We start from the raw sequence: 17539 nt of genomic DNA on the forward strand, positions 1-17539 counted from the left end.
GAGCCGCCATGTATCAGCCACCCCAGTTCCGCCTCGACGGGCGCGCCGAATGCCATCGGGCCATCGAGACCGCGCCCTTCGCCACGCTGGTGACCTGTGACGTATCCGGCGAGCTGGGTGCCGATCACTTGCCGCTGCTGCTGGCACCGACGGAGGGCGAGAGCTCATCGGATGTCCTGCGTGGCCATATTGCCCGTGCCAATCCGCTGGCTCGGCATCTCGAAAGCGGCGCCGCCGATGACGTCGAGGCGCTGGCGATCTTCCATGGTCCCCAGGCCTATATCACGCCGAGCTGGTATCCGGCCAAGCAGGAGCACGGCAAGGTGGTGCCGACCTGGAACTATCAGGTGGTGCATGCGCATGGCAGGCTGCGCCTGATCGACGATGCGCGCTGGTTGCACGAGCTGGTGACGGCGCTCACCGCACGCTTCGAAGGCGAGCGGGAACGGCCCTGGCGGGTTGGCGATGCACCCGACGATTATATCGCGGCGATGTGCCGCGCCATCGTTGGGGTCGAGATCCGTGTCGAACGCCTGGAAGGCAAGCGCAAGGCCAGTCAGCACCGGCCGCTCGAGGAGCGCCGGGCGATTCACCGGGGATTGCGCGACGAGTACGGCTACGATGATGGCGATGCCGCCTGTCTCGGCGGCATGCCGACAAGGGGTTAGACGATATCCAGCGGCTCCTTGCCCTCGGGCGCCGGAAAGGCGGCATCGAGCCGAGCCAGGGCGTCGTCGTCGAGCGAGGCCCCGAGCGCGGCGGCGTTGTCGCGCACGTGCTGCGATTGCACGGCCTTGGGTATGGCGATGACATCGCGCTTGCCATCCACCGGGCGGATGGCCCAGGCCAGCAGCAACTGGGCTGGAGTGAGATCGCGCTCGGCGGCCAGTGCCGTGACCTCGGGGTGATCCAGCAATTGGCGGCGCAGGCGACCGGCCTGGGCCAGCGGGCAGTAGGCCATCAGCGGCATGCCGTGATCGCGTTGCCAGGGCCGCAGGCTGTGCTCGATGCCTCGTGAGCCGAGATGATAGAGCACCTGGTTGACGGCGCACTCGCCTCCGCCCGGCGTTGCATTCAATGCCTGCATGTCGTCGATATCGAAGTTGGAGACGCCGAAACGGCGGATCTTGCCGGATTCGCGCAGTCGCTCGAAGGCTTCCAGGGTCTCGTCCAGCGGAATGCCGCCGGGCCAGTGCAGCAGGTAGAGATCCAGACAGTCGGTGCCCAGGCGTTGCAGGCTGCGCTCGCAGGCGGCGATGGCGCTGTCGCGTCCGGCATTCCAGGGATAGACCTTGGAAACCAGGAAGGCATCGTCCCGTCGGCCACGCAATGCCTCGCCGACGACTTCCTCGGCGCCACCGTCGCCGTACATCTCGGCGGTGTCGATCAGCTTCAGGCCGAGGTCCAGTCCTTGCTGCAGGGCGCGTACCTCGTCGGCGCGAGGTGCCAGGCCTTCGCCCATGAACCAGGTGCCCTGACCGATGGCAGGCAGCTCGATGGCAGGTTCATGGGGCGTTTCGGCGAGGCTGACGCGGGGCGGAGTCGTCATGGCGTATCCTCCTGATGGATTGTGGTTATTCATGGTTTTGGAAGAATTTTCCATATATTCTGGTTGCTGGCCTTTCGGGATGCAACGGGCTTGTTTCCCGGGACGGTCATCCTCATGGTCTATCGTGTAGGAGCGATACTGCGACCAACCCAAACAGCGAGGAATCGACATGAGCATCAAGAAGAACGGAAGCGCCGTCTGGCAGGGCGGTCTCAAGGATGGCAAGGGCACGGTGTCCACCCAGAGTGGCGTGCTCGATGAGGTATCCTACAGCTTCGCCAAGCGTTTCGAGGGTGAGGGCGGTTCCAACCCCGAGGAACTGATCGGGGCCGCCCATGCCAGCTGCTATTCGATGGCGTTGTCGATGATTCTGGGCGAGGCGGGTTATACCCCAGAGCGTATCGCCACCCAGGCGACGGTCTCCCTGGAGCAGGATGCGGATGGATTCAGCATCAACGCGATTCACCTGGAGACTCGTGCCAGCGTGCCCGGCGCCGATCAGGCGGCCTTCGAGGATGCCGCCAACAAGGCCAAGGCGGGCTGCCCGGTTTCCAAGTTGTTCAAGGCGGAGATTACGCTGGACGCCAAACTGGACTCGTAATCGCGCTCGACGACGTTTAGAGACTTTCCAGATACTGCTTGGAGCGTACTTCCGAACTTTCAATGGCAGCGGGTGCCGGGGATAAGACGGAGCGAGGGTCATCCGCCATGTATGGCGGATGTAGCGCCCAGGGAAGGGTTCACAGCGCCCTCGCGAAGGTTTGTCGCCGGAAAAGCCCGCCTCTACCCATTGAGCTTTGAAGGAAATTCTCAGTACGGCTTGAAATACCCATTGCATGACCATGAAGGCCACCTCCGGGTGGCCTTCGTGCGTTCAGGGCCGGCGGGCGGCGTCGATCAGGGCCCGGATCAGGCGTTGCTGGGGGCGATTGAAGATCAGCCACTCGGGATGCCACTGCACGCCGATCAGGAAGTCGTGATGACGGGATTCGATGCCTTGGACCAGGCCGTCACGGTCCCGGGCGACGATATCGATACCTTCGCCGGCCCGTTGCACAGCCTGGTGATGCAGACTGTTGATGCGGCACCAGGTGACCCTGAGGATCCGGTTGAGCTGGCTGGCGCCGACGATGTCCACGGTCTTGCGGGGCAGCACGGTGCGCCGGGGCTTCAGGCCCTCGTGGCTGGTGTAGATGTCGGGATCCAGGGTGCCGCCCAGGTGCACGTTGATCAGCTGGGCGCCGCGGCAGATGCCGAGCACCGGGATGCCGCTGGGTATGAAGCGTTCGAGCAGTTGAAGCTCGAGCTCGTCGCGTTCGGGGTCGACGCGCACATCGAGGTGCATTTCGGCGCCGTAGAGGTGAGCCTGGATATCGTCGCCACCACCGATGATCAACCCGTCGAGGTGCGCCGGCACGGGCCGCGTGGGCGAGAGCCGCAGCGGCTGGCCGCCGTGACGCCAGACGGCGAACCAGTCGAACCACCAGGCAATGCGGCTCTTGCGGTCCGAAGTGGTGATGCCGATCAACGGGCGACTGGCCATCAGCGCGCCAGCCTCCGACGCAGGGCATACCAGCAGCGGCGCGGCCAGGCGGGACGGTGGCGCGCGAGATACTCGGCGCTGCGTTCGGCCAGGGTGTCCGGCGAGGCGGCCAGCTTCTCGACCTCCAGCCAGCGGTTCCACTCCAGGCTGGAGCCCCAGTCAGCCTCGGAGAGTTGGGCGTTGGGCAAACGGTAGTGGTAGGTCGGGCGTGGCTGGACCAGTTGGTCGCTCAACAGTTCGTGGGGATGCTCCGGGTCGAGATAGGCGAATAGCGGCAGCAGGTCGAGTTCGCGATTGCGAGTCGGGTTGTGCTCGAGGTAATCGTCGATCAACGTTCGCAAGTCCGGCCGGTAGTCCGGGTCCAGCACCTTGAGCGCGTAGGCTCGCGAGAAGGGATTGGCGTGGGGCAGGACTTCCCGGGTGATGTCGACATGGATCTGCTCGCGCAGCCAGCGTGCCGTCAACAGATAGGCGCGCAGGCAGGCCAGGATATCGTCGATCTCGAGACTGGGGGCTTCGGGGTTGAGATGCAGGCCGAAGCCGTAGAGCAGGCTGGCGTCGGTGCCCTTGGCACCATGTCGACGCAGGGCATCGAAGAGGGCGTCGAGCTCGTCGAGCTCATTCCAGGGAACCGGTGGGCAGACGATCTCGGTGGGCACCAGCCCGGTGACCACATCGCCGATCAGTTCGCGAGTGCGGGCATGGAAGTCCTGGCGCATGCGCTCCCATTCACTGTCGCGGTAGGCCTCGGCGTCGAGACGCTCGTGGTCAGGGTGGGCATACTGGGTGTCCAGTTCGATGCCGAAATCGCCCCATCGGGCATTTTTGAGCTTGAGTCGATGCGCGCTGATCACATCGAGTTCGCCGCCGAACAGCGATTGGACCAGCTTGGCCGTTTCCCTCGGCGGCAGGCCGGCGAACTCGATCTCGACGCCGACCCGTCGAGCCTGGCCGTTGACGTTATCAAGGATGGGTGGCGGTTGCGGCGTCATGACGGCATCCTGTTGTCAGATTTCGGCAGCCTAACACACTGTCTGGTCATCTTTATGTCAGGATATGTCGTTATGCCACGACGCTCTGGATGGAGACCCGATTTGCTCATCGCGCACCGTTACTCGTTGGCCCTGCGTGGCCTGTTGGCGCTGTTGTTGTTGGCGCTGCCGCTGCTCGTGGCGGCGCAGCCCTCGCCGCTGTCGGGGCTGGCCAATGCCAAGCAGTCGGAGGGCCATGATCCCCAGCAGCTCCAGGCGTCGTTGGACGAGGTTATTGCCACCCTGCAGGACGATGCCAAGCGACAGGAGCTGCTGGAGAGCCTGGAGGCGTTGCGTCAGGCTAATCAACCGGCGGCCGAGGATGAGAGGATCACATCGCCGCAGGGCCTGTTGGGCGCGCTGGCCGATACCTTCAATCAACTGGGTGAACAGGCCGATGCGGGGCGCTCGCCCCTGGACGGCTGGCGACTCCAGTTGAGCGAGGGCTGGCAGGATCTGAGCGAGCTGGTGGTGCGCACCGGCAATGCCGAGATCGTACGCTTCATCATCGAGCTGACCGTGCTGGTGGCGATCTGGGTCGGCCTGCTGGTGATCTTCATCGCCCTGGGCCGCATGCTGGCCAGGCGCCGCGGCTGGCCACTGGATCTGCCGCGCGAACCCCGGGCGCACCTGTTGGCCATCCATTTCCTGCGGCGCATGCTGCCTTGGGCATTGGCCTTTGCGTTGACCATGGGGATCGCACAACTGGTGTCGGGCAGTGCCGGGCGTACGGGGGCGCTGGTCATCGCCTATGTCGCGCTGTGCGGGCGGACCCTGTCGGTGGTGGTGGAGACGGTCATCTCAGTGTTCACGCGCGGGCATCGCTTCGTCGCCGTGCGCATCTTGCAGAACCATGGCCTGCGGCCGCTGTTCATGATCGGCGCCTTGATCGCTCTGGGCGATGCCCTCAATTCGGCGCGGCTCACCGATTTGATCGGCCTCGATCTGGCCAGCCTGTGCTCGGTGCTGGCCAACACCCTGGCGGCCGTGCTGAGTGGACGCTTCATCCTGAATTTCAAGCGGCCCATCAAGCACTTGATTCGCAATCGGCCCTATTCCCACCGGCGCGACCAGGGCAGTTCCTCGGAAGTGATCCGAGTGGTGGGTGGCCTCTGGCATGTACCGGCGCTGCTGCTGGTGGGCGGTTCGCTGCTGGCGATCTTCGTCACCGGGGGCGATGTCGGCACGGCGCTGGCGCGCTCGATCATTTCTGCCGCCTTGCTGGTGTTGACGCTGGTCGTGGCGGGCTTGTTGCGCCGACACGCCGAGAAACGCTCGAAACGTCGCCGCCAGAGCGATTACCGACGCCGGCTGGAACGCTTCGGCTATGCACTGGGGCATGCCTTGGCCTGGTTCGCTTTTGCCGAGCTGTCGCTGCAAGTGTGGGGGGCATCCCTGATCGGCATCGGCAGCCAGGGAGTGGCCAGCGTACGCATCGGCCAGGCGCTGTTGGGCATTGGCTTCACTATCCTGCTGGCCTGGCTGGCGTGGATCTTCGCCGATACGGCTATCCAGCGCGCCCTGGTGTCGTCGGCGCGCTCTCGTGGCCGCCGGGTCAATCAGGCGCGCGTCCAGACCATCACGCCAATGATCCGCAACGTCATCTTCGCCACCATCGTGATCATCGCCGCCATCGTCGGGCTTGCCAACCTGGGTGTCAACGTCACGCCGCTGCTGGCGGGTGCCGGTGTCATCGGCCTGGCTATCGGCTTCGGTGCCCAGACACTGGTGCAGGATTTGATCACCGGTATCTTCATCCTCATCGAGGATTCCCTGGCGGTAGACGACTTCGTAAAGATCAACGGCCACATGGGCACTGTCGAGGGTCTGACCCTGCGTACTGTGAGGCTGCGTGACCTGGATGGCATCGTGCACATCATCACCTTCAGCCGAATCGACTCGATCCATAACATGTCGCGCCAGTTCGGCATCGCGCTGATGAAGATCCGCATTCCCTACGACATGAAGATCGACGATGCCATTACGTTGATGCACGAAACCGCCCGGGCGCTGCGACAGGATCCGATGATGCGCCACCACATCTGGTCGCCGCTGGAAATGCAGGGCATCCATGCCTTCGAGGATGGCTGTCCGATCCTGCGCATGCGCTTTCGCACCGCGCCCGAGATGCAGTGGGATGTGGCTCGGGCCTTTAACCTGCTGCTCAAGCAGCGCATGGAGGAGCAGGAGGTTAGTCTCGGCGTGCCGCGTCTCAGCGTCAGCATGGAAGGGCGCGGTGACGGTCGGCTCGACGGCAGTAGCGAGCGGGGCGACGAGCGCGACGCGGCAGGCCGCGATCCCGGGGAGGCGGGTGTCGCCGACCCGGCCGGCGAGACCAATGCCCGAGGGGCCTCTCCGGATCCTGGCAGCTGATAGCAGCCCTTTCCCGTTTCTTCCCGACTGCGCATGACCGAGCCTGGCTAGCTGCCGGGTTCGGTCGCTTTCCGGTTTGCCCTTCGTCGTGAATGTCCTTGCCGGTCAATGTGAATGTTTGGCGTTGGATACGACCATGGTGGCAGAGAGTAAACGTTTACTCTTATGGCGTAAGCGTTTACTTTTTGAGTGTCACTGACATCGGCGGTATCGACATCATTCATCAGGCCATGCCAGGAGGAGCCAACCCATGACGATCAAGGTTACGGTCTGGGGCGAGAACGTCCACGAACAGACCAACGAGGTGGTAGCGCGCATTTATCCCGAGGGCATGCATGCCTGCATCTCCGCCGGGCTCAACGAGGACTCGCAGATCGAGGCCCGCGCCGTTACCCTGCAGGATCCCGAGCAGGGCCTGCCCGAGTCGCTGCTCGAGGACACCGACGTGCTGCTGTGGTGGGGGCATGCCGCTCATGGCGACGTTCGTGACGAGACCGTCGACCGGGTTCAGGCTCGGGTGCTGCAAGGCATGGGGCTGCTGGTGCTGCACTCCGCCCACTATTCCAGGATCTTCAAGCGCCTGATGGGCACCACCTGCTCACTGAAGTGGCGCGAGGCCGGCGAGCGTGAGCGGTTGTGGGTGGTCAACCCCGGCCATCCGATCGTCCAGGGCCTGGGCGACTACCTCGAGTTGGAGCACAGCGAGATGTACGGCGAGCCCTTTGCGGTGCCCAATCCCGACGAGGTCGTGTTCATCAGCGCCTTCGAAGGCGGTGAGGTGTTCCGCTCCGGACTCACCTACAAGCGCGGCAACGGCAAGATCTTCTACTTCGGTCCCGGTCACGAGACCTATCCGATCTACTACGACGAGCAGGTGCGCCGGGTCCTTAAGAACGGCGTGAAGTGGGCGTGCCCGGAAGGCTCGCGCTGGATCGACAGCTGCCCCAACGTGCCGCCCGACCAGGCGCCGAACCCGGTGGAAGTGAAGGGCGAAGGCCTGCACAAACCGGGTGAGGAGGGCTTCAAGTGATGCGTCTGGCGATCATCGGCGCCGGCGGCATGGCCGGCCAGCACGCCCAGCGGTTCCAGGAGATCGCGAATGTCGAGGTCGTGGCGGTCTGCGACCTGGATGGCGACAAGGCACACACCTTTGCCGCCGAGCACGGCATTTCCGCGGTCTACACCGATCTCGGGGCCATGCTGGCCCGCGACGACATCGATGCGGTGAGCAATGTCACCCCGGACGGGGTGCACAAGGCGACAACACTTGCCGCCATCGCCGCCGGCAAGCATGTTCTCTGCGAGAAGCCCCTGGCCACCAATGCCACCGATGCTGACGAAATGGCCGCGGCGGCCCGCGAAGCCGGGGTGATCAACATGGTCAACCTCAGCTATCGCGACGCCCCGGCGATCCAGCTTGCCCGCGAGCTGGTCGCCGAAGGCCGGCTGGGGAGGGTGATGCACGTTGATGCCAGCTATCGCCAGAGCTGGCTGGTGAGCGATGCCTGGGGGCGCTGGGATCAGGACAGCCAGTGGCTGTGGCGGCTCTCCGAAGCGCACGGCAGCAAGGGGGTATTGGGCGACGTGGGGGTGCACATCCTCGACTTCGCCAGCTTCCCGGTGGGGGATATCGTCGGCGTAACCTGCCGCCTCAAGTGCTTCGACAAGGCCCCGGACAACCGCATCGGCGAGTACTCTCTCGACGCCAACGACAGCGCCCTGATGCAGGTGGAGTTCGCCGGCGGCGCGCTGGGCACCGTTCAGGCCACCCGTTGGGCCACCGGCCATCACAACTCGCTGACGCTCTCGGTTCACGGCGATCGCGGCGCGCTGCGCGTCGATCTCGATGTGGCCCGCGACCAGGTGCAAGTGTGTCTCGGTGAGGACGTGCATCCCGCGCGTTGGATCTCGGTCGCGGCGCCGCCCACGCCGAGCATCTATCAGCGTTTTGTCGACAGCATCGAAAACGCCGTCAACGACCAGCCCGACTTTGCCCGTGGCGCGGCCCTGCAGCGTGTGCTGGATGCCTGTTTCGACTCCGATGCCCGGGGCGGTGTCCTGCGTCTGGAGGCGCAGGCCGTCCAGGAGCAGCCTGCCTGAGTCATATCGGCCCGCCGGATTTTCATCACGGGCCCGCCATGCCAGGGCGGTGAGGTGCTGTCGCAGCGCTTCGTCCGATCGGGCACAATCGGTGGCCGCAGAGAATGGCGGTCGGCGCGAGGCCGGCCGCTCGGTGACGAGGCAGGCGATGAGCAGACAACCGTCGAAGACGGCCAACATCCGGGAAATCGCACGGCGGGCGGGCGTCTCCATCGCCTCGGTCAGCCGCGCGCTCAATGGCAAACCTGGCATCAGCGAGGCGTTGCGCGAGCGCATCCTCACCATCAGCCGCGACGTCGAGTACCGGCCCAGTGCCGCTGCCCGCCAGTTGATCAGCGGCAAGGCCGCGGTGGTGGGTATCTCGCTGGGGCGTCGCGACTTCGAACTGCGGCCCTATTATATCCTGCTCTACCAACACCTGACCGTGGCGCTGCACCGCCAGGGCATGGTACCGATCTTCTTCGCCCACGACCGCACGGCGACCCTGCCCGAACAGGCCGGCGCCGCCATCCTGCTCGGTGAGTTCGCCGACGACCCGCGTCCCGCATTGATGAGGTCTCACCGCGTGCCCTTCGTGCGCATAGGCCTGGCCGGGGAGGGTTTCTCGGTGGCGCCGGAGGATCGCCATGGCATCTACCTGGCTACCCGCCACCTGGTCGAGAAAGGGCGTCGGCACATCGCCTTCGTCGGCGACGAGTTGACGAGCCCTCACAGCCAGCATCGCCTGGGAGGCTATCGCCAGGCGCTCGACGAGGCTGGCTTCGAGGCCGAACTGATCGACATTCCGCCCAACCTGGATCCAGCCCTGACAGGTTACCGCTGGCTGAGCCGGCGCCTCGAGCGGGAGCCGCGCGCCTATGACGGCCTGGTCTGCGAGACCGACGAGCTTGCCCGGGGTTGCCTGACGGCTCTGGAGGATCATGGCCTGAGCGTACCCGGCGAGGTGGCGGTCACCGGCTTCGATGACCTGCCGACCCTGGCCGAGGGCCTGACCACGGTGCGCCAGGACATCGCCGGCATCGCCGCCATGAGTGTCGAACTGCTGGGAGAGGCGCAGGCAAGCAAACCGCCGCGCCATGTCTCGATGCCGGTAGAGTTGGTGGTTCGCGAGACCAGCTGAATGAGGCATAGTCGAGAGCATTGGCGGCCTTCGACCTATTCTGATGGCAGGAGGAAAACATCATGCGATCGCTGATTCAGACATTGTTGGCGCCGCTGACCTGGGTGTCCAGGAAGCTTGGTCCGGCACCGGAAGTGCATCGCGACGCCGAGACTCAGGCCGAAGTCGACCGGGCGTGCGAGGCCCTGGCGCTCTATCAGTTCTGGAGTTGTCCCTACTGCGTGCGGGTGCGTCGCGAGATCACCCGTCTTGCCCTGACCATCGAGATTCGTGACACCCGGCTCGACCCCGAGCATCGTCGGGCGCTGCTGGAAGGCGGCGGCAAGGCGCAGGTGCCCTGCCTGCATATCGAAGAAAGCGGCGAGACGCGCTGGCTGTACGAATCAAGCGACATCATCGGCTACCTGCGCCGACGCTTCGGCGAATAGGGCTGGAAGCCTCGGTGAGCCTTGTGATTTTTACTACCGAGGGCCGATATGCCAGCAGAGGTAGCATGCTTGTTCAAATGCGAAGCGAGTGTGCTGTCTAATACCTGTCATGCGAATTGATACCTGATACGTTATAGGTTACGATCAGAAGATGATCAGAAGCTTCAAGCACAAGGGCTTGGCCAAGTTCTTCAAGTCCGGTAGTACCGCAGGGATCCAGGCCGCTCACGCAAAGAAGCTTCGGCTCATCCTCGGTAGGCTAAATGCGGCATCAGGCATCGAAGATATGGACTTGCCGGGCCTACGTCTGCATGCGCTCTCAGGCAGTCGTACTGGAATATGGTCGGTAACGGTAAGTGGTAACTGGCGCGTGACGTTCCGGTTTGAAGATGGCGATGCCGAGGTAGTCAATTACGAAGATTATCATTGAGGTGCTATCGATGTTGATGCATAACCCCCCCCATCCGGGCGAAGTGATAAGGGAGCTATGCTTGGAGCCCCTTGGGCTGTCGGTAACTGCGGCTGCTGAAGCGCTCGGAGTCAGCCGCAAGACCCTGAGTGCAGTGCTGAATGGAAAAGCCGGCATTAGTCCGGAAATGGCAATCAGGCTCTCTATCGCGTTCGACACGTCGGCGGAGAGTTGGTTAACCCAGCAATCTCAGTATGAGCTCTGGCATGCCGAACAGCACCGCAAAGACCTTAGAGTCAAAAAGCTGGTTGCGGCGTAGACAAGACATGGCCAAGAGCAGTTCTGTGGAGCCTGCGCTTGCTGGATACTCACCTTGGCATGCGCGGCGTTAAATATACTGAGGGCTGGGTATGAGTGAGAAAACATATTACGAGCGATCATTGAATGTAGATGTGTATCCTCATCTCAGAATGGCCCTTGATATAGTTGATGTTTCACTACCAAAGGTGGCAGTGGATGTAGGCTGTGGGGCTGGGCGCGATGCACTATTCTTGGTTGAACGTGGTTTTAAGGTGCATGCATATGATAGAAGCGATGCTGCCATAGCGCGTTTGAGTGAGATGGGAAGTATGTATCTCAATGAGAAGCTGTTTCCCAAAGTTTGTAGCTTCGAGATATTTGAGTATCCAAGGTCATCTTTGGTAAGTTCATGCTCCAGTTTGTTTTTTTGTGATCCCGGGCTTTTTTCTCGGGCCTGGGAGAGCATTGCTCGGTCACTGCTGAGTGGTGGAGTATTTTGCGGCCACTTTATGGGTCCGAATGATTCATGGGCAAAAATGAAGCGTGGTGATCTTACCGTTCATACGGACGAAGAGCTACAAGACCTCTTTGGTCGTGACTTTAGGATCATGGATATCTATGAGCATGACTCGGCAGGTATGACGCTTCTCGGCAAGGAGAAACATTGGCATACCTACTCCGTTGTTGCCCAGAAAATCATTTAATAATTGGCTTAGCAACAATCGAGTTTCTTCCGCTTTGCTGCGCTTAGGCGACGCGTGAGCCAGGCGTTATATCTGCTCTGATCGAACGCCGCTTGCTTCTGGCCGAAAGAAGGCACCCATTAGGCGTCGAGGATGACCCTCGTTCCCTTCCTCGTAGGCTGAGTTCTGTCCCGTCAACGGCCCCAATGCCATGGGGGCCGTTGATGGTAAGCGGTCACTAGAGCCTTACAGCGTTTCTTCCAGCAGCGTGGCGAGCCGCTTGTAATGCAATGCATCGGCTTCGGCGTGGTAGGAGCCGGTGGCGTCCTGGGCGGTGTAGCCGTGGGGTGCGCCTTTGTAGAGCTCGGTGGTGAAGTGCACGCCGGCTCGGGCGAGAGCTTCGTCCATGCGGGCGATCTGCTCGGGGGGGAGCAGTTCGTCCTTGTCGGCGTGGCCGAAGTAGACGCGGGCTTCGATGGTCTCGACCACGCCGACGAGGCTTGCCGGGTCGTCGGCCTCCGCCAGCCGTGCCGAATGGAATCCTGCCACGGCGGCCACGCGGTCGGGGTGTTCGGCCGCCATGCGTAGTGCGAAGGCCGAGGTCATGCAGTAGCCGACCACGCCCAGCTTGCCGCCTGCGAATTCGGCCTCGGCATCGATGCATTCGAGCAGGGCGATGAAATCGCGGGATTGTGTCTCGGGCGTCAGGTGGTCGGCATACTCGACCAGGGTCGGGCGCACGTCCGGGTCGCGGAAGGACTTGCCTTCCGGCACGATGGCGCCGGCTGCGTCGCGGTAGTAGATGTTGGGCATCAAGACGGCGTAGCCGTTGTCCGCGATCCGCTGGGCCTTTTCGTGATAGCAGGGGCGCAGGCCGCCGATATCGGTGAACAGCACTACAGCCGGCAGCGGGCCGTCGGCGTTGCCGGGCGTGAAGATGAGGGCGTCGATGGTGCCGTCGGCGGCGGGAATGTCGATGGCGCGAGACATGAGCGGGCTCCGAATGGTCGATGGCTGATGGGTGTTGGATGGTTAGCCGGCGGGCTGCCAGGCGCCTTCGTGAATCGCCGGATGGCCGGTGACGTCGGAATTGTAGAGATAGAGCCAGGCGGGGCCGAAGGCGGTGTCGTGAATGGTGCGGTCGTACATGCCCAAGGCCGGGGCGCGCACGCGATAGTCCTCCAGGCGGTCGAGGTCGGCCAGGATCCGTGCGTCGACGCGATAGACTTCCACTTCCACGCCGCGCGAGGGTTCGGCCTTGGCGCCGGGATAGCGGCCGAGATCGTAAAGGGTGGCGGTGGTGAGGTGGTCGCGCCCGATGAAGGTGGCGCCTTCCAGCCAGTGGTGGTTGCGCAGGCCGCGCTTGAGGGTGCCGTAGACGGCCACCAGGGGCGTGCGGGTAATGGCAAGGGCGGGACTGTGCATAGAGGCTGTTCGCGTATGTCGTGAGGGAAGGTCCCGGCTGGGCGAGGCCAGCCGGGATACGCTCAATCCAGGTCCAGATTATCGGGGCCGAAGGCGTCCGGTAGCAACTCGTTCATGGTGTAGCGCCTGAGCAGGGCGCCGTCGGCGTCGACCACCAGAATGCGGGTCTCGTCGGTGGCGAATTCGCGGATGCGCTGGCGGCAGTCGCCGCAGGGCGTGCACAGGTGCTGGCCGGGGCCGATCACGTAGACCTCGCTCAGGCGGCGTTCGCCGGCGCTGGCCATGGCGGCGATGGCCGAGGCCTCGGCGCACAGTCCCTTGTAATGGGCGACCTCGATGTTGGCACCGCTGTAGCGGGTGCCGCTTTCGCTGATCACCAGGGCGCCGACGGGGTGCCGGGAGTAGGGCGCGTAGGCGCGATCGCGCACCGCGACCAGTTCGCCGACGATATCGGCGGCCACGTTATCGCTCATGCGTCACCTCCCGCATCGTCGCGCAGCACGCTGTCCAGGGCGATGCGCATCATGTCGTCGAAGGTGGTGGCGCGCTCGTCGCTGGACAGCGAGTCGCCCTTGACGATGTGGTCCGAGACCGTGCAGATGGTGGCGGCCCGGGCGCCGAACTCGGCGGCCACGCCGTACAGGCCGGCGGCTTCCATCTCCACGCCGACGATGCCGTAGCGGCGCATCATCTCGACCATCTCGGGGCGCGGGTCGTAGAAGAGGTCGGCGGAGAAGATGTTGCCGACCTTGACCGGCACGCCGTGCTCGCGGGCGACGTCCACGGCATGCCGGGTCAGTTCGAAGTCGGCGATGGCGCCGAGGTCGTTGCCCAGGAAACGGGTGCGATTGACGCCGGAATCGGTACTGGCACCCATGCCGATCACCACGTCGCGTACCGCCACATCGTCGCGTACCGCGCCGCAGGAGCCGACCCGGATCAGGCGCTTGACGTCGAACTCGGTGATCAGTTCCTTGGCGTAGATCGAGATCGAGGGAATGCCCATGCCGTGGCCCATCACCGAGATCTCGCGGCCCCGGTAGGTGCCGGTGTAGCCATACATGTTGCGGACCTCGTTGACGAGCCGGGCGTCGTCGAGGAAGGTCTCGGCGATGTAGCGTGCCCGCAGCGGATCACCGGGCATCAGCACGGTGTCGGCGAAGTCGCCGCGTTCGGCCTTGATGTGGGGAGTGGCCATCGTTTATGCCTCCTGTAGGAAGGATGTGCCGTCATCCATGGGCGGCAGATCAAAATGATAGGCCAGGCTCTGGCCGATGTCGGCGAAGCTGTCGCGCGCGCCGAGCGAGACGGGAACGAGTCCGGCACCCTGGGCGAGGATGGGAATGTGCTCTCGGGTGTGATCGGTACCGTGCCAAGTAGGGTCGCAGCCGTGGTCGGCGGTGATGATCAACAGATCGTCGTCATCGAGGCGCTCGAGCAACTCGGGCAACCGGGCATCGAAGGCCTCGAGGGCGGCGGCGTAGCCGGCCACGTCGCGCCGGTGGCCGTAGACCATGTCGAAATCGACGAAGTTGGTCATGATCAGGGTGCGATCGCCGTCGGCGGCCATGGCGTCCAGGGTGGCGTCGAACAGGGCGTCGTGGCCGCTGGCCTTGAGACTGCGTGAGATGCCGCAGTGGGCGTAGATATCGGCGATCTTGCCGATGGCGGTCACCTGGCCGCCAGCCTCGCAGAGGCGTTGCAGCACGGTGGGCGAGGGCGGCTCGACGCTGTAGTCGCGGCGGTTGGCGGTGCGCTGGAAGGTCGCGGCAGCGTCGCCGTTGAAGGGGCGGGCGATGACCCGGCCGATGTTGTAGGGCTCGAGCAACCGGCGAGCGGTCTCGCAGAGGCGGTAGAGCCGTTCGAGGCCGAAGGTGTCCTCGTGGGCGGCGATCTGGAAAACCGAGTCCGCGGAGGTGTAGACGATGGGCTTGCCGCTTTGTACGTGCTCCTCGCCCAGCCGGGCGATGATCTCGGTGCCGGAGGCGTGGCAGTCGCCGAGTACGCCGGGAAGCTCGGCCTCGCGGATCAGGGCCTCCAGCAACTCGGCGGGGAAGCTGTTCTGCGGCTCGCTGAAGTAGCCCCAGTCGAAGCGTACCGGCACCCCGGCGATCTCCCAGTGACCGGACGGAGTGTCCTTGCCGGAGGAGATTTCCCGGGCGTGGCCGTAGGCGCCGCTGATCGACTCGGGAGGCACGATCCCTTCGGCCCAGGTACCGGTGCTCTCGCGGTGCGCGTGAAAGAGGCCGAGCCGGCCGAGGTTGGGCAACTTCAAGGGGCCGCGTTCGGCGGACGCCGCGCAGGCCTCGGCGATATGGCCGAGGGTGTCGGCGCCGGCATCACCGAAGCTCTCGGCGTCGGGGGTGGCGCCGATGCCGAAGGAGTCGAGGACGAGCACGATAGCACGTTTCATGGGGCCTCCCGGCGAATGATGTCGCGAATCAGGGTGGGAGATGGGCAGGCCTCGCCGATCTCGATGGCATCGAGCAGTTGACGCTCGGCCTGGTCGGCCTCGGCGTGGCTGCGCGCATGCAGGGTGGCGAGCGGTTGGCCAGCGTCGAGCTGGGTGCCGAGTTCGGCGATATCGGCCAGGCCCACCGCGTGATCGATGGCTTCGCCCGGTTGGCGGCGACCACCGCCGAGTTCGACCACCGTCATGCCCAGTGCCCGGGTGTCCAGGCCGCGCAGGTGGCCGGCGTGCGGCGCGAGTACCGGGCGCACCACCGGGGCGGCGGGCAGGTGACGCTCCGGGGCGTCGAGCAGGTCGGCAGGGCCACCGAGGCCGGCCACCATGCGCCCGAAACGCTCGGCGGCCTCGCCCGAGGCGAGCTGTTCGTCGAGCCGCTTCAGGGCGGCGTCCTGGTCGGGCGCCAGGCCGCCGGCCAGCAGCATCTCCACCGCCAGGCCGCGGGTCACTTCGAGCAGGCGGCTGTTCGGGCGCTTGCCGGTGAGCACGGCCAGCGCCTCGTGCACTTCCAGGGCATTGCCGGCGCAGGGCGCCAGGGGCTGGCTCATGTCGGTGAGCAGCGCGGTGGTGGGGGTGCCGGCGCGACTGGCGACCTCGGCGATGGTCTCGGCCAGTTCCCGCGAGGCCTCCGGCGTGGGCATGAAGGCACCGCTGCCGACCTTGACGTCCATCACCAGGGCATCGAGCCCGCAGGCGAGCTTCTTGCCGAGAATGGATGAGACGATCAGCGGCAGCGACTCCACCGTGGCGGTGACGTCGCGTATCGCATAGAGGCGCTTGTCGGCGGGGGCGAGGTCGGCGGTCTGGCCGATGATGGCCACGCCGACGTCCTTGACCAGCCGCCGGAAGGTGGCGGTGTCGGGAGTGACCGAATAGCCGGGGATCGACTCCAGCTTGTCCAGTGTGCCGCCGGTGTGACCGAGGCCCCGGCCCGAGATCATCGGCACATGGCCGCCGCAGGCGGCGACCCAAGGGCCGAGGATCAGCGAGACGACGTCGCCCACGCCGCCGGTGGAGTGCTTGTCGATGACAGGGCCGGGCAGGTCGAGTGCCGACCAGTCGAGCACGTCGCCGGAATCGCGCACCGCCTCGGTCAACGCCACCGTCTCGGTGGCGTTCATGCCGTTGAGGAAGATGGCCATGGCCAGCGCCCCGATCTGGGCATCGCTCAAGCCATCACCGGCGATGCCGGCGACGAGCTCGCCGATGGTCGCCGCGTCCAGGGCCTCGCCATCGCGCTTGGCGCGAATGGCTTCCTGGGGCAGCATCAGTAGTCCTCCTCTATATCGGCCCCTCCCATCATGCCGAGCGTCTCGAGAAGGTTGTCGAGCAGGCCGGAGGCGCCGAAGCGGAAGTGCTGGGGCGTGATCCAGTCGGCGCCCATCAGGCGTTCGGCCAGCTCGAGATAGGCCTGGGCATCCTCGGCGGTGCGTACGCCGCCGGCGGCCTTGAAGCCGATCTCGCCGCCGTTGTCGCGGATCACTTCGAGCATGATCTCGGCGGCTTCCAGGGTGGCGTTGACGGCGACCTTGCCGGTGGAGGTCTTGAGGAAATCGGCACCGCCGCTGACGGCCAGCTCCGAGGCGCGACGAATCAAGGTCGGATCGCCGAGTTCGCCGGTTTCCAGAATGACCTTGAGGGTCTTGCCGCCGGCCGCGGCCTTGCACATCTCGACCAGCCCACGGCCAGTTTCCTCGTCGCCTTCCATCAGCGCGCGGTAGGGGAAGACCACATCGACTTCATCGGCACCCGAGGCCACGGCCTCGCGGGTCTCGCGAGCAGCGCGCATGATATCGGCGTTGCCATGGGGAAAGTTGGTCACCGTGGCGATCTTGATGGTGTCGTTCAGGCGATGGGCGGTCAGGGCGCGCCGGGCCGGGACGATGAAACGCGGATAGATGCAAATCGCCGCCGGGTGGCCGGCTGGCGTCTTGGCACGCTGGCAGAGTGCCTCGATACGTTCGTCGGTATCGTTGTCGTTCAAGCTGGTGAGATCCATCAGGGCTAATGCCTGACGAGCGGTCCAGGTGAGGTCTTTCATGGCGTGCTCTCTTTGATGTATGTCGGAGGCACTGCAGAGACGGCCGCGCGTCAATGACACCCGGCGTTTG

Annotated in this window: 20 protein-coding genes; 10 read left to right on the forward strand and 10 right to left on the reverse strand. The window is 64.6% G+C overall.

Going from position 1 to position 17539, the window contains the following annotated elements:
• Window positions 1-8 precede the first annotated feature (8 nt).
• Window positions 9-668: an FMN-binding negative transcriptional regulator gene (locus FZZ93_RS05280; protein ID WP_149321289.1), complete on the forward strand. Its 660-nt coding sequence runs from the start codon at window positions 9-11 to the stop codon at window positions 666-668.
• Here FZZ93_RS05280 and FZZ93_RS05285 read toward each other — a convergent pair.
• Window positions 665-1549 carry an aldo/keto reductase gene (locus FZZ93_RS05285; RefSeq protein ID WP_149321290.1) on the reverse strand — a complete coding sequence of 295 codons (885 nt, stop codon included), beginning with the start codon at window positions 1547-1549 and terminating at the stop codon, window positions 665-667. The two genes, FZZ93_RS05280 and FZZ93_RS05285, sit on opposite strands and share 4 nt — an antisense overlap.
• Window positions 1550-1718: 169 nt before the next feature.
• Between FZZ93_RS05285 and FZZ93_RS05290 the strand changes: the two genes are divergently transcribed.
• Window positions 1719-2150 carry an OsmC family protein gene (locus FZZ93_RS05290; RefSeq protein ID WP_149321291.1) on the forward strand — a complete coding sequence of 144 codons (432 nt, stop codon included), beginning with the start codon at window positions 1719-1721 and terminating at the stop codon, window positions 2148-2150.
• A gap of 273 nt (window positions 2151-2423) precedes the next feature.
• Here the strand turns inward: FZZ93_RS05290 and FZZ93_RS05295 are convergent, their stop codons facing one another.
• A complete protein-coding gene (locus FZZ93_RS05295; protein ID WP_149321292.1) occupies window positions 2424-3092 on the reverse strand; it encodes a gamma-glutamyl-gamma-aminobutyrate hydrolase family protein in 669 nt (222 codons plus the stop codon).
• Window positions 3092-4084, reverse strand: coding sequence for an amidoligase family protein (locus tag FZZ93_RS05300; RefSeq protein ID WP_149321293.1), 993 nt, complete (start codon window positions 4082-4084; stop codon window positions 3092-3094). Before FZZ93_RS05300 ends, FZZ93_RS05295 begins: the two co-directional genes overlap by 1 nt.
• A gap of 72 nt (window positions 4085-4156) precedes the next feature.
• Here FZZ93_RS05300 and FZZ93_RS05305 point away from each other — a divergent pair, with 72 nt between their 5' ends.
• From FZZ93_RS05305 to FZZ93_RS05340, 8 genes are all read left to right on the forward strand, one after another.
• Window positions 4157-6496: a mechanosensitive ion channel family protein gene (locus FZZ93_RS05305; RefSeq protein ID WP_149321294.1), complete on the forward strand. Its 2340-nt coding sequence runs from the start codon at window positions 4157-4159 to the stop codon at window positions 6494-6496.
• 250 nt (window positions 6497-6746) lie between these two features.
• Entirely contained in the window at window positions 6747-7526 is a 780-nt protein-coding gene (locus FZZ93_RS05310) for a ThuA domain-containing protein (RefSeq protein ID WP_149321295.1), read from the forward strand.
• On the forward strand, window positions 7526-8596 hold the full coding sequence (locus FZZ93_RS05315; RefSeq protein ID WP_246146125.1) for a Gfo/Idh/MocA family protein: 1071 nt from the start codon (window positions 7526-7528) through the stop codon (window positions 8594-8596). Before FZZ93_RS05310 ends, FZZ93_RS05315 begins: the two co-directional genes overlap by 1 nt.
• A 148-nt stretch (window positions 8597-8744) precedes the next feature.
• Window positions 8745-9716, forward strand: coding sequence for a LacI family DNA-binding transcriptional regulator (locus FZZ93_RS05320; protein ID WP_149321297.1), 972 nt, complete (start codon window positions 8745-8747; stop codon window positions 9714-9716).
• Between the two features lie 62 nt (window positions 9717-9778).
• Entirely contained in the window at window positions 9779-10144 is a 366-nt protein-coding gene (locus FZZ93_RS05325) for a glutaredoxin family protein (RefSeq protein WP_149321298.1), read from the forward strand.
• Between the two features lie 151 nt (window positions 10145-10295).
• Window positions 10296-10574, forward strand: a complete 279-nt coding sequence (locus FZZ93_RS05330) for a type II toxin-antitoxin system RelE/ParE family toxin (RefSeq protein WP_149321299.1) — start codon at window positions 10296-10298, stop codon at window positions 10572-10574.
• Window positions 10575-10584: 10 nt separating this feature from the next.
• Window positions 10585-10872 carry a HigA family addiction module antitoxin gene (locus FZZ93_RS05335; protein ID WP_149321300.1) on the forward strand — a complete coding sequence of 96 codons (288 nt, stop codon included), beginning with the start codon at window positions 10585-10587 and terminating at the stop codon, window positions 10870-10872.
• Between the two features lie 91 nt (window positions 10873-10963).
• Window positions 10964-11557, forward strand: coding sequence for a methyltransferase domain-containing protein (locus FZZ93_RS05340; RefSeq protein ID WP_149321301.1), 594 nt, complete (start codon window positions 10964-10966; stop codon window positions 11555-11557).
• A gap of 225 nt (window positions 11558-11782) precedes the next feature.
• Here the strand turns inward: FZZ93_RS05340 and FZZ93_RS05345 are convergent, their stop codons facing one another.
• From FZZ93_RS05345 to deoC, 7 genes are all read right to left on the reverse strand, one after another.
• Window positions 11783-12526, reverse strand: a complete 744-nt coding sequence (locus FZZ93_RS05345; protein ID WP_149321302.1) for a dienelactone hydrolase family protein — start codon at window positions 12524-12526, stop codon at window positions 11783-11785.
• A gap of 42 nt (window positions 12527-12568) precedes the next feature.
• Window positions 12569-12961 carry a gamma-glutamylcyclotransferase family protein gene (locus FZZ93_RS05350; RefSeq protein WP_149321303.1) on the reverse strand — a complete coding sequence of 131 codons (393 nt, stop codon included), beginning with the start codon at window positions 12959-12961 and terminating at the stop codon, window positions 12569-12571.
• 62 nt (window positions 12962-13023) lie between these two features.
• The gene (gene cdd, locus FZZ93_RS05355; protein WP_149321304.1) at window positions 13024-13434 is read right to left on the reverse strand and encodes a cytidine deaminase; all 411 of its coding nucleotides are present in this window, start codon (window positions 13432-13434) and stop codon (window positions 13024-13026) included.
• The gene (deoD, locus tag FZZ93_RS05360) at window positions 13431-14159 is read right to left on the reverse strand and encodes a purine-nucleoside phosphorylase (protein ID WP_149321305.1); all 729 of its coding nucleotides are present in this window, start codon (window positions 14157-14159) and stop codon (window positions 13431-13433) included. Before deoD ends, cdd begins: the two co-directional genes overlap by 4 nt.
• Before the next feature lie 3 nt (window positions 14160-14162).
• Window positions 14163-15374, reverse strand: coding sequence for a phosphopentomutase (locus tag FZZ93_RS05365; RefSeq protein WP_149321306.1), 1212 nt, complete (start codon window positions 15372-15374; stop codon window positions 14163-14165).
• Window positions 15371-16696, reverse strand: coding sequence for a thymidine phosphorylase (gene deoA / locus FZZ93_RS05370; protein WP_149321307.1), 1326 nt, complete (start codon window positions 16694-16696; stop codon window positions 15371-15373). Before deoA ends, FZZ93_RS05365 begins: the two co-directional genes overlap by 4 nt.
• Complete coding sequence (gene deoC / locus FZZ93_RS05375; protein ID WP_149321308.1) at window positions 16696-17469, reverse strand: deoxyribose-phosphate aldolase; 774 nt, start codon at window positions 17467-17469, stop codon at window positions 16696-16698. The genes deoA and deoC overlap by 1 nt, the downstream gene beginning before the upstream one ends.
• Window positions 17470-17539: the final 70 nt, after the last annotated feature.

Source organism: Halomonas eurihalina (genome assembly GCF_008274785.1).
GTDB lineage: Bacteria > Pseudomonadota > Gammaproteobacteria > Pseudomonadales > Halomonadaceae > Halomonas > Halomonas eurihalina.

Excerpts from the sequence above, each read along its gene's own strand:
- cdd (WP_149321304.1), bottom strand. The coding sequence starts at position 13,434 with ATGAGCGATAACGTGGCCGCCGATATCGTCGGCGAACTGGTCGCGGTG.
- FZZ93_RS05340 (WP_149321301.1), top strand. The coding sequence starts at position 10,964 with ATGAGTGAGAAAACATATTACGAGCGATCATTGAATGTAGATGTGTAT.
- FZZ93_RS05330 (WP_149321299.1), top strand. The coding sequence starts at position 10,296 with ATGATCAGAAGCTTCAAGCACAAGGGCTTGGCCAAGTTCTTCAAGTCC.
- FZZ93_RS05285 (WP_149321290.1), bottom strand. The coding sequence starts at position 1,549 with ATGACGACTCCGCCCCGCGTCAGCCTCGCCGAAACGCCCCATGAACCT.
- deoA (WP_149321307.1), bottom strand. The coding sequence starts at position 16,696 with ATGCTGCCCCAGGAAGCCATTCGCGCCAAGCGCGATGGCGAGGCCCTG.
- FZZ93_RS05280 (WP_149321289.1), top strand. The coding sequence starts at position 9 with ATGTATCAGCCACCCCAGTTCCGCCTCGACGGGCGCGCCGAATGCCAT.
- FZZ93_RS05320 (WP_149321297.1), top strand. The coding sequence starts at position 8,745 with ATGAGCAGACAACCGTCGAAGACGGCCAACATCCGGGAAATCGCACGG.
- FZZ93_RS05325 (WP_149321298.1), top strand. The coding sequence starts at position 9,779 with ATGCGATCGCTGATTCAGACATTGTTGGCGCCGCTGACCTGGGTGTCC.
- FZZ93_RS05295 (WP_149321292.1), bottom strand. The coding sequence starts at position 3,092 with ATGGCCAGTCGCCCGTTGATCGGCATCACCACTTCGGACCGCAAGAGC.
- deoC (WP_149321308.1), bottom strand. The coding sequence starts at position 17,469 with ATGAAAGACCTCACCTGGACCGCTCGTCAGGCATTAGCCCTGATGGAT.
- FZZ93_RS05310 (WP_149321295.1), top strand. The coding sequence starts at position 6,747 with ATGACGATCAAGGTTACGGTCTGGGGCGAGAACGTCCACGAACAGACC.
- FZZ93_RS05315 (WP_246146125.1), top strand. The coding sequence starts at position 7,526 with ATGCGTCTGGCGATCATCGGCGCCGGCGGCATGGCCGGCCAGCACGCC.
- deoD (WP_149321305.1), bottom strand. The coding sequence starts at position 14,159 with ATGGCCACTCCCCACATCAAGGCCGAACGCGGCGACTTCGCCGACACC.
- FZZ93_RS05300 (WP_149321293.1), bottom strand. The coding sequence starts at position 4,084 with ATGACGCCGCAACCGCCACCCATCCTTGATAACGTCAACGGCCAGGCT.
- FZZ93_RS05305 (WP_149321294.1), top strand. The coding sequence starts at position 4,157 with ATGCCACGACGCTCTGGATGGAGACCCGATTTGCTCATCGCGCACCGT.
- FZZ93_RS05290 (WP_149321291.1), top strand. The coding sequence starts at position 1,719 with ATGAGCATCAAGAAGAACGGAAGCGCCGTCTGGCAGGGCGGTCTCAAG.
- FZZ93_RS05350 (WP_149321303.1), bottom strand. The coding sequence starts at position 12,961 with ATGCACAGTCCCGCCCTTGCCATTACCCGCACGCCCCTGGTGGCCGTC.
- FZZ93_RS05345 (WP_149321302.1), bottom strand. The coding sequence starts at position 12,526 with ATGTCTCGCGCCATCGACATTCCCGCCGCCGACGGCACCATCGACGCC.
- FZZ93_RS05365 (WP_149321306.1), bottom strand. The coding sequence starts at position 15,374 with ATGAAACGTGCTATCGTGCTCGTCCTCGACTCCTTCGGCATCGGCGCC.
- FZZ93_RS05335 (WP_149321300.1), top strand. The coding sequence starts at position 10,585 with ATGTTGATGCATAACCCCCCCCATCCGGGCGAAGTGATAAGGGAGCTA.